General features: G+C 68.2%; 9 protein-coding genes. 1 reads left to right on the forward strand and 8 read right to left on the reverse strand.

Translation table 11 applies throughout. The features are described 5' to 3' along the window. Positions 1-137: 137 nt before the first annotated feature. From ACIA8C_RS35515 to ACIA8C_RS35535, 5 genes are all read right to left on the reverse strand, one after another. On the reverse strand, positions 138-1,127 hold the full coding sequence (locus tag ACIA8C_RS35515) for a 1-aminocyclopropane-1-carboxylate deaminase/D-cysteine desulfhydrase (protein ID WP_397142452.1): 990 nt from the start codon (positions 1,125-1,127) through the stop codon (positions 138-140). A 1-nt stretch (position 1,128) separates the two neighbouring features. After that, positions 1,129-1,755 carry a QsdR family transcriptional regulator gene (locus ACIA8C_RS35520; RefSeq protein WP_397142454.1) on the reverse strand — a complete coding sequence of 209 codons (627 nt, stop codon included), beginning with the start codon at positions 1,753-1,755 and terminating at the stop codon, positions 1,129-1,131. Positions 1,756-1,790: 35 nt separating this feature from the next. Then, positions 1,791-3,587: an acyl-CoA dehydrogenase gene (locus ACIA8C_RS35525; RefSeq protein ID WP_397142456.1), complete on the reverse strand. Its 1,797-nt coding sequence runs from the start codon at positions 3,585-3,587 to the stop codon at positions 1,791-1,793. Between the two features lie 92 nt (positions 3,588-3,679). Beyond that, complete coding sequence (locus ACIA8C_RS35530) at positions 3,680-4,801, reverse strand: CaiB/BaiF CoA transferase family protein (protein ID WP_397142458.1); 1,122 nt, start codon at positions 4,799-4,801, stop codon at positions 3,680-3,682. A 132-nt stretch (positions 4,802-4,933) separates the two neighbouring features. Then, complete coding sequence (locus tag ACIA8C_RS35535; protein ID WP_397142460.1) at positions 4,934-7,768, reverse strand: ATP-binding protein; 2,835 nt, start codon at positions 7,766-7,768, stop codon at positions 4,934-4,936. Between the two features lie 143 nt (positions 7,769-7,911). On the opposite strand from ACIA8C_RS35535, the gene ACIA8C_RS35540 reads away from it, so the two are divergent. After that, positions 7,912-9,069: an epoxide hydrolase family protein gene (locus ACIA8C_RS35540; RefSeq protein WP_397142462.1), complete on the forward strand. Its 1,158-nt coding sequence runs from the start codon at positions 7,912-7,914 to the stop codon at positions 9,067-9,069. Positions 9,070-9,146: 77 nt separating this feature from the next. Here the strand turns inward: ACIA8C_RS35540 and cysC are convergent, their stop codons facing one another. From cysC to ACIA8C_RS35555, 3 genes are read right to left on the reverse strand one after another with little or no spacing between them, the layout of a single operon-like run. Further along, positions 9,147-10,982, reverse strand: coding sequence for an adenylyl-sulfate kinase (gene cysC / locus ACIA8C_RS35545; RefSeq protein ID WP_397142464.1), 1,836 nt, complete (start codon positions 10,980-10,982; stop codon positions 9,147-9,149). After that, on the reverse strand, positions 10,982-11,914 hold the full coding sequence (cysD, locus tag ACIA8C_RS35550) for a sulfate adenylyltransferase subunit CysD (protein ID WP_397142466.1): 933 nt from the start codon (positions 11,912-11,914) through the stop codon (positions 10,982-10,984). The genes cysC and cysD overlap by 1 nt, the downstream gene beginning before the upstream one ends. Before the next feature lie 48 nt (positions 11,915-11,962). Next, complete coding sequence (locus tag ACIA8C_RS35555) at positions 11,963-12,853, reverse strand: helix-turn-helix domain-containing protein (protein WP_397142468.1); 891 nt, start codon at positions 12,851-12,853, stop codon at positions 11,963-11,965. Between the last annotated feature and the right edge of the window lie 49 nt (positions 12,854-12,902).

Raw genomic sequence — 12,902 nt, forward strand, 5'->3', positions numbered from 1 at the left:
AGCGACCTGGAATCAAGGGATGTTATTGCGCCGTTCCTACCCGGCTCCGACCTGGCGAAACGTCGGCCAGGTGGGTCAATACGCCACCTTGCCGAGAGCGGATCGGGTTTGGATCATGCCGATTCGAATGCGGCGCGCTAGCGGGGCCCGTAGGTGTTGAGGAACAGCACCGGCCCGGTACCGAATCCGTCCGCGGTATCGAGGTGCAGCAGGGCCGCCAATGCTTTGGCGGTGTAGACGGTTTCGAGCCGCAGCCCGTCCTGGGCAGCCAGGCTCTGCGCCTCGCGGGCGGCGGGCGTCGGATGGCCGTAGCCGGGGCCGAGCCAGTCGGTGGTGCTGGTCAGATCATCCGGGCCCAGGCCGGTCGCCTCGAATTGTGCTCCGCGAGAACGCAAGAGCCGTTCCGCGCGCGCGGCCAGGCGGGCGATGCGCGTGGCATCGAGGGGGAGTGAATCGTTGACGACCACGCCGACGACGCGGGTTTTCAGTCCGGCCAGTCGCAGACCGAGCGCCAAACCGGCTGCGGTGCCACCGGATCCAACGGCGGTCACGAGATGGCTCGGTTCGGACATCGCGCCCGCAGCGATCTGCTCGGCCAGCTCGAGCGCGCCTTCGACGTAGCCGAGTGCACCGATCGGCGACGAGCCGCCCACCGGGAGGTAGTACGGGCGGGTGCGGCCTTGCATGTGCCGCAGGTACAGCCAGGGGGCGGTCAGCATGGTTCGCCGCTTGGTGTGCGTGAAATGCAGTGTGGCGCCGGATTTCTCCAGCCGTCGTAGCTGCTCGCGCACGTGCTCGTCCATCGGCTGGTCGACCAGCGTGAGGACGGTCTCGATGCCGTGATCGCGCCCGTACAACGCGGTAGCGAGCCCCCAGTTGGTGCCGGTGCCACCGACGGTGAAGATGGTTCGTGCGCCGCGTCGATGTGCCTCGGGCAGTAGCCATTCCAGCTTGCGGACCTTGTTGCCGCCCCAGCCGCCGTCACCGTAGACGCTGTCATCCTTGCACCACAGCGGAACTCCGGTGCCGACGTCGAGCGGGCGGATCGGCGTCGCGCTGCCTAGTCGCACAAACGGCAACGTGTCGATGAGTTCCGGAAAACGCTTGTGCAGCAGTGAGTCCGACATGTCAGCTTCCGGTGGGAGGTCTCGTGATCGCCTCGGGGATGCCGAGCAACGCGGCCTGCACCTCGTGCAGCCGGTCGACATCGCCTCGGATGCCCGCGACATTATCGTTGTACAGGAAGGCCTCGCCGAGCCGGACCAGCGTGTAGGCCAGCAGATCCGGCGCTACCGGCGGCTTGTACCCGTCTTCCCGTTCGGCGCGGGCGATGAGCTCGCGCACGGTGGTGACCACCAGCGGCTGCACCGGCCCGGCGCTCGCGGTGAGAATCCGCAGCCCGGCCAGGGGCTCGTTCTCGAAGTACCGCCGGAACGGCACGTTGTCGGTCATCCAGCGATTGACCCGGTACAGCACGTCGAGGATGCGCCGGGCGCCGGTCGAGCGCCGCCTGGCGTCGGCGCGGGTGAGCAGCGCCGCGAACTCGCCGGCCAGCACCGTGCCGAGCACGCCCTCGCGGGAGCCGAACCAGCGGTAGACCGAGGCGCGGCTGAGACCGAGCCGCGCGGCGATCGCCTGGATGTCCACCCGCTCGCCGGCCAGGAACGCCTGCCGCGCGAGGTCGATGACCTCTTCCCTGGTCGCCGACGCCGGTCGTCCTGGCGGGCGGGTGCTTCGCTGGCTCGGGGTGGTCATCGGAAAATGGTACATCCTTCGATGTGTGTACCGAATCAGAACCAGGCGTCTTGCATGTCCAGCGTAGTGACGTCGAGGCGGGCGAGTAGGTCCAATGACGGTGCCGTCTTGGGCAACTCGAACCGGTAGAAGTACCGCGCCGCGTGCCGCTTGCCGTCGTAGAAGTCGCCGGTGTGCGCGGCGGCGGCCAGTAGCTGCTCGAGCCAGATCCAGGCAAGCACGATATGGCCGAAGGCCTCCAGGTACACCGAGCTGTTCGCCAGCGCGGCCTCGAAGTCGCCGGTGGCGAACAACCCCGCGGTCACCTCCACCAGGCGCTGCCAGGACGAATCCAGTTGCGCGGCAAGCTCGGCCGCCTCGCCGCCGGCCGCGCGGGCGGCGGCCACGGTGCCCTTGACGCGGGCGTCGAGGGCGAGCAGGCTCGCGCCATTCTGCTGGGTTACCTTGCGCCCAAGCAGGTCCAGACCCTGGATGCCGTGCGTGCCCTCGTGGATCGGGTTGAGCCGGTTGTCCCGGTAGTGCTGTTCGACGTTGTACTCGCGGGTGTAGCCGTAGCCGCCGAGCACCTGGATCGCGAGATTGTTCGCCTCGAGGCACCATTGCGACGGCCAGCTCTTGGCGATCGGGGTCAGGATGTCGAGCAGCAGCGTGAGTGCTCGCTTCTCGTCCGCCGAATCGGCGGTTTGTTGTTCGTCGACGAGCCGGGCGCAGTAGAGCACCAATGCCAGCGCGCCCTCGGTATATGACTTCTGCGCCAACAGCATTCGCTTGACGTCCGGGTGCTCGATGATCGGCCGCTGCGGCGCGGACGGGTCGGCGGGCAGCTTGGCCCTGCCCTGCGCGCGGGTGCGGGCGTAATCGAGGGACTCGAGGTAGCCGGTGTAGCCGAGCGCCGACGCGACCATGCCGACGCCGATCCTGGCCTCGTTCATCATGTGGAACATGTAGCTGAGCCCGCGGTGCGGCTCGCCGACCAGATAGCCGACCGCGCCCGCCGCGCCACCCGGCGTCCAGCGGCCCTCGCCGAAATTGAGCACGGTATTGACGGTGCCGCGGAAGCCCATCTTGTGATTGAGCCCGGCCAGCGCGACATCGTTGCGTTCGCCGACCGCGCCGTCGTCCTCGACCAGGAACCTCGGCACGACGAACAGCGAAATACCCTTGGTGCCCGCCGGACCGCCGGGGATCTTGGCCAGCACCAGGTGCACGATGTTCTCGCCGAGTTCGTGGTCGCCGCCGGAGATCCACATCTTGGTGCCGAACAGTCGATAGGTGCCGTCGTCCGTGGGTTCGGCGCGGGTGGTGATGTCGGCCAGCGACGACCCAGCTTGCGGCTCGGACAGGCACATGGTGCCGAAGAATCGGCCGTCGAGCATCGGGCGGACGAACCGCTCGGTGAACTCCGGACCGGTATGGGCGAGAAGCAGATTCGCGTTCGCCACGGTGAGGAACGAGTAGCCCGAGGTGCCCGGATTGGCCGCCTGGAACCACGCGTAGCTCGCCTGCGCGACGGTGACCGGCAGCTGCGCGCCGCCGAGTTCGTAATCCATGGCCGCGGCAGGCAACCCGGCCTTCGCGAAGGCGGCCAGCGCCACGGCGACCTCGGGAATGATGGTGACCCGCTCGCCGTCGAAGGTCGGCTCGTTCGCGTCGTTGAGTTTGTTGTGCGGTGCGAAGTATTTGGTGGCCAGCTGCTCGCTGAGCTCGAGGACGGCGTCGAAGGTCTCGCGCGAGTGATCGGCGTAGCGCGCACGTTTGGTGAGCTCCTCGACGTTCAACCACTCGTAGAGCAGGAAGTCGAGATCGCGCCGGGAAAGCAGCGTGGAACGCATCAGCCGTCCTTTCGAGACATGTGCCAACCACTGTATCTTACGGTCCAAGACGGCGGCCGGGCTACGCGAAGCGGCTTCGAGCCGAAGTCGGCTCAGCTGGTCACGCGATCGATCTGCTCGGCCTGAACACCCCAGCCGGACAGCAGCTTTCGGACCTGTTCCGGATCCGCCGAGAGCGGGGCCGGGGTATCGATCGGGGTCCGGTCGAAGCGCGGCGCCGGTGCGGGCTGGAGTACGCCGTTCACCTCGATGAAGGCGTTGCGCGCCTTGTTGTGCGGATGCTCGTGCGCCTCCCACGGGCTCAGCACCGGGGCGACGCAGGCGTCGGTGCCCGCGAAGACCTCGGCCCATTCGTCGCGGGTGCGTTCCTTGAACTTCGCGCCGAGCACCTCTTTGAGCCGCGGCCAGCCGTTCTTGTCGAGCTGGAACGGCAGGTCAGGGTCGTCGATGCCGAGGATGGCGAGCATCTGGTTGTAGAACGGGATCTCGACGCAGCCGACCGCCATGTATTCGCCGTCGGCGCATTCGTAGGTGTCGTAGAACGGCGCGCCGCCGTCGAGCATGTTCTCGCCGCGGGGGAAGTTCCACAGGCCGAGGTGGTGCAAACCGTGCATGGACGCGGTGAACAGGGCGGAACCGTCCACCATCGCCGCGTCGACCACCTGCCCCTTGCCGGAACGTTCGCGTTCGTAGAGTGCGCCGAGCACGCCGACCGCGAGCAGCAGGCCACCGCCCGCGTAGTCGCCGAGCATGTTCGCGGGCGGCACCGGCGGTTCGCCTGCCCGGCCGATGAGTCCGAGCGCGCCGGAGATCGCGATGTAGTCGATGTCGTGCCCCGCGGTGCGCGCGAGCGGGCCCTCTTGACCCCAGCCGGTCATCCGGCCATAGATCAGGCGCGGGTTGCGCGCCGCCAGGTCGGCGGGGCCGAAGCCGAGGCGTTCGGCGACACCGGGGCGGAACCCTTCGATGAGCACGTCCGCGTGGTCGGTGAGCGCGAGCAGCGTCTCGCGGTCGGCCGGTTGCTTGAGATCCAGTGTGATGCTGTGCTTTCCACGGTCCAGTGGGCCCTCCGGCGAGACGATGCCCGCGCCGGGTGCGCCGCCGCGATCGACGCGCAGCACCTCCGCGCCCAGATCGGCCAGGATCATGGCGCCGAACGGGCCGGGCGCGAGACTGGCGATCTCGATGACTTTCACTCCGTGCAGTGGTCCCATGTCTCCGCTTTCTGTCGTCCTCGACGCGGGCATGCGGCGACGGCCGAACCCCACCCGTCCGGATCGGTGTCCCCGAGGTTAAGCCCGCGCGGGAGTGTCGCCAATGACCGTCGCGCTCGAGAGAGCATGACCCTAGCGCTCATCGTCGGTGTCGAGCAGGTGATGGGTGTGTGCGGCGGCGGCCGCTTCGGTGCGGGTGGCGGCACCGAGTTTGGTGAGGATACGGGAGACGTGAACGCCCGCGGTGTTACCGCTGATGAAGAGTTCGGCGGCGATCTGCCGGTTGCTCAATCCCTGTGCGACCAGGCGTAAGACGTCGAGCTCCCGCGGGGTGAGGCCGAATGTGTTGGGGCGTGCGGTCTTCGGTTCTGGTGTTCGGTCGGCGATGGCGAGTCCGGCTCTGTCGGCGATCCGGTGGGCGGTCGCGGACAGCGGAGCGGCGCCGAGATCGGCGGCGAGCTCGGCGACTTCGCGCAGCACCGGGTGCGCGGCCGCGCGGTTGCCAACCGCCAGTTCGGCTTCGGCGGCGCCGAGCAGGGTGCAGGCCAGTTCATAGGGCTGACGCAGTGCGCGCCAAGCCGATACCGCATCGTGCCAGGCTCCGGTGCGCGTGGCGGCACAGACGGCACGGTGGGCGATGTCGACGGCGATGGTGACCGGCAGGGCGGCGGCGACCGTCGCGAGATCCGTTGCTGATTCGGCGTTCCGGGCGGCGAGGGCGAGCAGCGGCCACACCTCGTGGTGATGTACGGCGAGATCGTCGGCGGACAGCGCCTCCGCGACGATGCCTGCCGCGCGCTGTGCCTCGCCGAGCTCGACCGCGATCGCGTACCGCACGGTGCGCAGCTGGAGCTGATACTGCCGCGCCCACGGCCCGTCGCCCAGCAGTTCGGCGGCGGTGTCGGCGCTGGTGCTCGCCGCGGCCGAATCGCCTTGTGCCAGCCGAATTCTCGCGTGCGAGAGCAACAGCGCCGCCTTGCTCAGCGGCGGCAGCCGCTCGGTCAAGGATTCATCGATGAGATCAAGTGCCTCCGGCCAGCGGCCGAGCGCGGTGAGCGCCTGGGTCCATTTGACCAGCAGGATGGGGCTGGCCTCGGCGTAGCGGAAGGTTTCATGGGCGGCTCGCAGGCCCTGCTGGATCGCCGCTATCGCCGCCGTGTGCTCACCGCCGGCGACGAGCACGGCCGACTCCCACAGCACCACCGTGAGCAGCGTCCTCGGGTCGGTGGCCGCGGCGTGTGCCTTCTCGAAATGGGCGACGGCGGCGCCGGATCGGGAATCGGCCGTACCTGATCGGGCGGCGGCGGCCAGGCCGAGGAAGGCATAGGCGCGGGCGGCCAGTGCGCTGGCATCCAGCTGTTCGGCTATCTCGACGGCGGCCAGCGCGTTGGTTTCGGCCGACGCCGCGTCGCCGCCGAACACCTGCGCGGCGGCGAGTTCGGCGAGAATCTCGCCGCGCAGCACGGTCGGCGGGTGTGCGGGCAGCAGCTCGAGAGCGCGGTGCAGATCGCCGTCGGAACCCTTGCTGCTCTGGTTCTTCAGACCGGCCCGATAGTGGAACAGCCGGGCCGCGCGCTCGGGCGCGCTGCCGGTATCCACCAAAAGCAGCGCTTCGCCGGCCGCTTCGATGCCGCGTTCCACCACGCCGCCCTGGTAGCACGCCTCGACGACCTGTTCGAGCAGCGCGAGGCGTTCGGTGGCTATCCGCGCCTGCGGCACCCGATCGAGAAGTTCGAGCACGCGCTCGAGGTGACGCAACCGTTCGGTGTACGCACCGGCGCGTTCCGCGAGTGCGGCCGCGGCCAGGGACGCTTCCAGGGCCAGCGGCAACTCACCGGCGGCGTACGCGTGATACGCCAGCTCACCGGCGTGGTCCCCGTCCGACAACGCGTTGTCGGCGGCCAGTGCGCGGGACAGCTTGGCGTGCAGGCGCTTCCGTTCGACCGGCAGCAGCTGGTCGTAGACGGCGTCGCGAATCAGGATGTGCCGGAACTCGTATCCGGTGTCGTGCGCGATCAGCACCTGCCGATCTATCAGCTGACGTAGCGCGCGGTGCAGCGTGTCCTCGTCGAGCTCGGCGGCCGACTCCAGCAGTGTGTGCCGCACCGGCGATCCCGCGGCCGCAGCAAGCCGCACCAGGGCCTGCGTCTGCGGCGGCAACCCGGCCTGAGCGCCGAGTAGCAGCTCGGAAAGTTCGGCGGGCGTGTCCTGCGGCGAATCACTGAGCGCCTCGACGAACAGCGGAATCCCTTTGCTGCGCTCGAAAATTCGCGCGATCGTGCCCGGCTCGGGTTCGCGACCGAACAGGGCGGCGAGTTGCCTGCCCACCTCGTGCCGGGTCAGCGGCTCCGGAACAACCAGCCGCACAGCGGGATCGCGGCGCAGATCGGCGACAAGTCGGCGCATCGGCTCCGAGTCGGCCGGACGAAAGGTGGCGACCACCAGCAGGTCACGCTGCGCCGAGTTGGCCACCAGGAACGCGAGCAGTTCGCGGCTCGAATCGTCGGCCCAGTGCAGATCCTCCAGCACAACGACCACCGGCTGTCGCACGGCCAGCTGTTCCAGCACGGTGAGCACTTCGCCGAAGAGCCGAATCCGATCGGCGTCCGCGTCCGCCGAGCCCGCCTTGGCCGCCAACTCGGGTAACCACCGGGCCAATGCCGGGCGGGACACCGGCAGCAGCGTGGCCAGCCGGTCCACGCCGAGCTGCCGCACCAGCGCGCGCAGCACCGAGACGAATGGCGCGAACGGTATGCCGCTGCTGCCGAATTCGGGACACCGGCCGACCAGTACCGCCGTGTCGGTGCCGAGTCGTGAGGTGAACTCCGCGACGAGCCGAGATTTGCCGAGCCCGGCCTCCCCGGCGATCAGCACGGTATGCACCGCCGGATCCGTGTAGGCCGCCCGCAGCGCCGCGACCTCCGCTGCTCGCCCGACGAACGCGCCACGCACGGGAAAGCTCACCACTCCGCGATCATGCCCGGCCCGAGCGGCTTATGCCAGTGCCGCCGGGTACCGCGCTTCGCCGCACGCGTAAAGACCCAAGGGCCACCCGAAATAACGACATCTCGTGATTCGCCGACCCGCTCGTTACCCGAAGTATTACTGGCATGACAAGCAACGAGATCCGCCCCTTCCGCATCGACATCCCGCAGGCCGACATCGACGATCTGCGCGACCGGCTGGCCCGCACCCGCTGGATCGACGACCTGCCCAGCACCGGCTGGGAGCGCGGTGTGCCGACCGCTTACCTCAGGGAACTGGCCGGCTACTGGGCGGAGAAATTCGACTGGCGCGCCACCGAAGCGGAGCTCAACAGGTACCCGCAGTTCATCACCACCATCGACGGCCAGAACGTGCACTTTCTGCACATCCGGTCGGTCGAGGCCGACGCCACCCCGCTGCTCCTGCTGCACGGCTGGCCCAGCTCGGTGATCGACTTCCTCGACATGATCGGCCCGCTCACCGACCCGAAGGCGCACGGTGCGCCCGACGCGCCCGCCTTCCACCTGGTCATCCCGTCGCTGCCGGGACACGGTTTCTCCGGGCCGGTCACCGAGGCGGGCTGGGATGACGGCCGGGTCGCGGCCGCGCTGGCCGAGCTGATGGCGCGGCTGGACTACGACCGCTACGGCGTGCAGGGCGGCGATCACGGCGCGTTCCTCGCGCCGCGGCTCGGCCAGGTGGATGCCGACCATGTGCTCGGCGTGCACGTCAACGCGCTGGTCACCTTTCCGACCGGCGATCCGGCCGATATGGCCGCGCTGACCGACGCCGAGCGAGAGCGGCTGGACCGGAAGCAGAAGTTCCAGGACGACGGCTCGGCCTACATGAAACTGAAGGGTTCCCGGCCGAACACCCTCGCGCAGCTGGTTGCCGATTCCCCGGCCGGGCAGCTCGGCTGGATCGTGGAGAAGTACAAGGAGTGGGTCGACCAAGTGCACGAACTGCCCGAGGAGGCGATCGACAAGGACCGGATACTGGCAAACGTCAGCGTCTACTGGTTCACCGATACCGCGCGCAGCGTGGCCAACTTCTACTACGAGCGTTTCCATGACGCCACGATGTTCGCGCCGAAGCCGAAGGGCACCGTGCCGACCGGCGTCGCGGTATTCAAGGACGGCGACTACGCCATCCGCCGCTTCGCCGAGCAAGCACACACCATCACACACTGGTCGGAGTTCTACTCCGGCGGCCACTTTCCGGCGCTAGAGGTGCCTGACCTTCTCACCGGAGACATACGCGAGTTCTTCCGCACGCTCATCTGAGTCGGCCCCCCACCCCCGACCGAAGGCGCCCTTCAGTCTGCTGAACAGACCGAAGGGCGCCTTCGGTCGGGGTGGGTTTAATCCAGACGGGATAGGCGGGCGAGGATGGTGGCTGCCATTGCGGCTGGGTCGCCGTGGTCGGGGCGTAGGACGAGTTCGGCTTCGGTGGGGGACTCGTAAGGGTCGTCGATGCCGGTGAAGCCGCGGATCTCGCCTGCTCGGGCCTTGGCGTACATGCCTTTCGGGTCGCGGGATTCGCAGATGTCGAGTGGGGTGTCGACGAAGACCTCTACGAAGGGGATGCCCGCTTCCAGATGCGCCGCACGGACGCGGTCGCGGTCGGCGCGGTACGGGCTGATCAGCGAAACCACCGCCACCACACCGGCTTCGGCGAACAGGCGGGCGACCTCGCCGACCCGGCGCACGTTCTCGACGCGATCGGCGGCGCTGAAGCCGAGGTCCGCGTTCAGTCCGTGCCGCAGATTGTCGCCGTCGAGCAGGAAGGCGGGGCGGCCCGCAGCGACCAGGCGGCGTTCGAGTTCCACAGCGACGGTGGACTTTCCGGAGCCGGACAGGCCCGTGAGCCAGACGGTGAGACCGCGGGTGGCGCGTTCGTCCCGGCCGACGGCGGTCGAGTGCCAGACCACCCGCGACGACGGCAGGCTCGGGCCGGTGATCATGCCCGCGCCGACGGTGTTGTTGGTGGTGTCGTCGACCAGGATGAAGCTGCCGGTGAACCGATTGCGGCGATACGGATCGAAAAGCAGCGGCTGGCGGGTGCGCAGCTGGACTCGGCCTATTTCGTTGAGCGACAACGATTCCGCGTTCTCGTCGCGATGCAGTGTATTGACGTCGAGCCGGTAGTCCAGTGTCCGGACCTCAACGGTGGCGGTGCGGGTGGTGTGCCGGATGGTGTAGGTCGAACCGGGGGTGAGCTGTGACTCGTCGGCGAACCAGCAGACCATCGCGTCGAGATCGCGCCCCGCCGTTGGGCGATTGTTCGGGCGGCAGATCATGTCGCCACGGGACACGTCGAGGTGGTCGGCGAGCTGCATCGTCACCGCCTGCGGTGGAAAGGCTTCCGTGACCGCCTTGCCGCCCGGTCCCCAGATCGCCTCGACGGTCGTGGTGAATCCCGAAGGCAGCACCGCCACCTCGTCGCCGGGCTTGAACACCCCGCCCACCACGGTTCCCGCGTAACCACGGAAATCCTGTGCGTGGCTGCGGGTTACGTACTGCACCGGGAATCGCGCGTCGATCAGGTTGCGGTCGGAGGCGATGTGTACCTCTTCGAGATGGTGCAGCAGGGGAGTGCCCTCGTACCAGGGCATGCTGGCGCCGCGGTGCACGATGTTCTCGCCGTCCAGCGCCGACATCGGCACGAAGGTCAGGTCGAAAATGTCGAGTTTCGAGGCGAACTGCGCGAATTCGGTGCGGATCTCCTCGAACCTGGCCTGCGACCAGTCGACCAGGTCCATCTTGTTGACACACAGCACCAGGTGCGGGATGCCGAGCAGGCTGGCCAGGAACGCGTGCCTGCGGGTCTGCTCGACCACGCCCTTGCGGGCGTCGACCAGGATCAGCGCGAGGTCGGCGGTGGACGCGCCGGTCACCATGTTGCGGGTGTACTGGATGTGGCCGGGAGTGTCGGCGATGATGAATTTTCGTCGGGGCGTGGCGAAATAGCGGTGCGCCACGTCGATGGTGATGCCCTGTTCGCGCTCGGCGCGCAGTCCGTCGGTGAGCAGGGCCAGGTTCGGGTAGTCGTCGCCGCGGTCGCGGCTGGTCCGCTCCACGGCGGCGAGCTGGTCGGTGAAGATCGTTTTGGAATCGAAGAGCAGGCGGCCGATGAGGGTCGATTTGCCGTCGTCGACGCTGCCCGCGGTGGCGAGACGCAGCAGTGTTGCGGTCATCAGAAGTAGCCCTCTCGTTTGCGATCTTCCATGCCCGCCTCGGAGATTCGATCGTCGGCGCGGGTGGCGCCGCGCTCGGTGACCCTGGCCGCGGCGACCTCCGTGACCACCTCGGCGGGGGTGGCCGCGGTCGATTCCACGCAGCCGGTGCAGGTGGCATCGCCGACCGTGCGGAACCGCACCGTCGTCTCGTGCGGTTCCTCGCCGTCCAGCAGTTCCAGAAAGCGAGTGTGCGCCAATAACATTCCGTCGCGCTGCACCACCGGGCGGCGGTGCGCGTAGTAGAGCGGCGGCAGGTCGATGTTCTCGGCGGCGATGTAGGTCCAGATGTCGAGCTCGGTCCAGTTCGACAGCGGGAACACCCGAATGTGTTCGCCCGCACGGTGTCTGCCGTTGTACAGGTTCCACAGCTCCGGTCGCTGGCTGCGCGGATCCCACTGGCCGTACTGGTCGCGGAAGCTGAACACGCGCTCCTTGGCGCGCGCCTTCTCCTCGTCGCGCCGGGCGCCGCCGAAGACCGCGTCGTAGCCGCCTTCCTGGATCGACCGCAGCAACGTGGTGGTCTGCAACCGATTGCGCGAGGTGCGCGGCCCGGTCTGCTCGACGGCCCGGCCCGCGTCGATATCCTCCTGCACGCTGCCGACCACCAGCCGCAGCCCGAACCGCGCGACCGTCTCGTCGCGGAAGGCGATCACCTCGTCGAAGTTGTGTCCGGTGTCGATGTGCAGCACCGGGAACGGCAGCGGCGCGGGCCAGAAGGCCTTGGCCGCCAGGTGCAGCATCACCACCGAGTCCTTGCCGCCGGAGAACAGCAACACCGGACGTTCGAATGTCGCCGCTACTTCACGGAATATATGTGCCGACTCGGCCTCGAGCGCGTCAAGATGAGGCAGCTCGTAGGTGCTCGCCGTCGACTTCGCGTACTGGCTCACACCGCAAAACTAGAACACGTTTCGACCGTTGGCAACAGCTCACCGCTTTCAGGATGACTGCTTCGCCGGTCGAACGCCACCGGAAGCGGTGGTCACGGCATCGGCCGCCGCGACCAGAGCCGTTCCGCGCCGGTCGATTTCGGCGCCGGTGATGGACGCGCCGACGTACATGGTCAGCACCATGTTCTGCCTGCCGTCGCCGCCGTAGGTAGGCGCGGCGAGCAGGCTGACCGGGTGTTCCTTGCGCGGCCGCAGATCCGTGCCGAGATACACCCGTTCACCGAGACTTGTCACCAGTTCGCCGACCAGTTCGCGCAGCTCATCGGGCAGATCGCGGGCGGCGAACCCGGCCAGCATCGAGTACAGCCTGCCGCCCGCGGTGGTCAGGCTCTCCACCAGATACCCGCGCTCGCGGCATTCGGCGACGATCTGCCGTAGCCGCGCCTCGTCCTGCTGCAACGGCACCGTCGCGGGTTTCGTCAGCCAGGCGTTGAACGCCGCGTCGGTATCCCACAGCACGTACATCAGGCCGACCGGCGGCGCGAAGTGGTAGGCCGCGCCGACCTTGACCAGCCCGGGGCCGGTGCTTTCCAAGACCATGATCTGCTCGCCGACCACGGCCGACGCGGTGCAGGTGGTGCGGTATTGCGCGGTGAGTTTCTCCAGCTCGGTGCGGGCGAGCGCGGCAATAGCGAAGCTGTCCTGGGCGACCCGGCCTGCGGCGATGAGCGCGGGACCGAGCCCGTAGGTCAGCGTGTCGGCGTCGCGGACCAGGTAGCCGCCCGCGGTGAGCTCGGTGAGAATGCCGAGGCAGGTCGGTTTCGCCAGGTCGAGGGCGCGCGCGAGCTCGGACAGGCCGAAGCGCTTGCCGCGCTGCTCGACGAGGAAATCCAGTACCTGCACCACCCGCACCGTTGGTGCGGATCTACGGCTCACCATTGACCACTCCTAGAACACGTTCTAATCTTGCCTCAGATGAAATGTACCA

This window comes from Nocardia sp. NPDC051321 (genome assembly GCF_044455225.1).
Classification (GTDB): domain Bacteria; phylum Actinomycetota; class Actinomycetes; order Mycobacteriales; family Mycobacteriaceae; genus Nocardia.

Excerpts from the sequence above, each read along its gene's own strand:
- ACIA8C_RS35525 (WP_397142456.1), bottom strand. The coding sequence starts at position 3,587 with ATGCGTTCCACGCTGCTTTCCCGGCGCGATCTCGACTTCCTGCTCTAC.
- ACIA8C_RS35540 (WP_397142462.1), top strand. The coding sequence starts at position 7,912 with ATGACAAGCAACGAGATCCGCCCCTTCCGCATCGACATCCCGCAGGCC.
- cysC (WP_397142464.1), bottom strand. The coding sequence starts at position 10,982 with ATGACCGCAACACTGCTGCGTCTCGCCACCGCGGGCAGCGTCGACGAC.
- ACIA8C_RS35520 (WP_397142454.1), bottom strand. The coding sequence starts at position 1,755 with ATGACCACCCCGAGCCAGCGAAGCACCCGCCCGCCAGGACGACCGGCG.
- ACIA8C_RS35555 (WP_397142468.1), bottom strand. The coding sequence starts at position 12,853 with ATGGTGAGCCGTAGATCCGCACCAACGGTGCGGGTGGTGCAGGTACTG.
- ACIA8C_RS35515 (WP_397142452.1), bottom strand. The coding sequence starts at position 1,127 with ATGTCGGACTCACTGCTGCACAAGCGTTTTCCGGAACTCATCGACACG.
- ACIA8C_RS35530 (WP_397142458.1), bottom strand. The coding sequence starts at position 4,801 with ATGGGACCACTGCACGGAGTGAAAGTCATCGAGATCGCCAGTCTCGCG.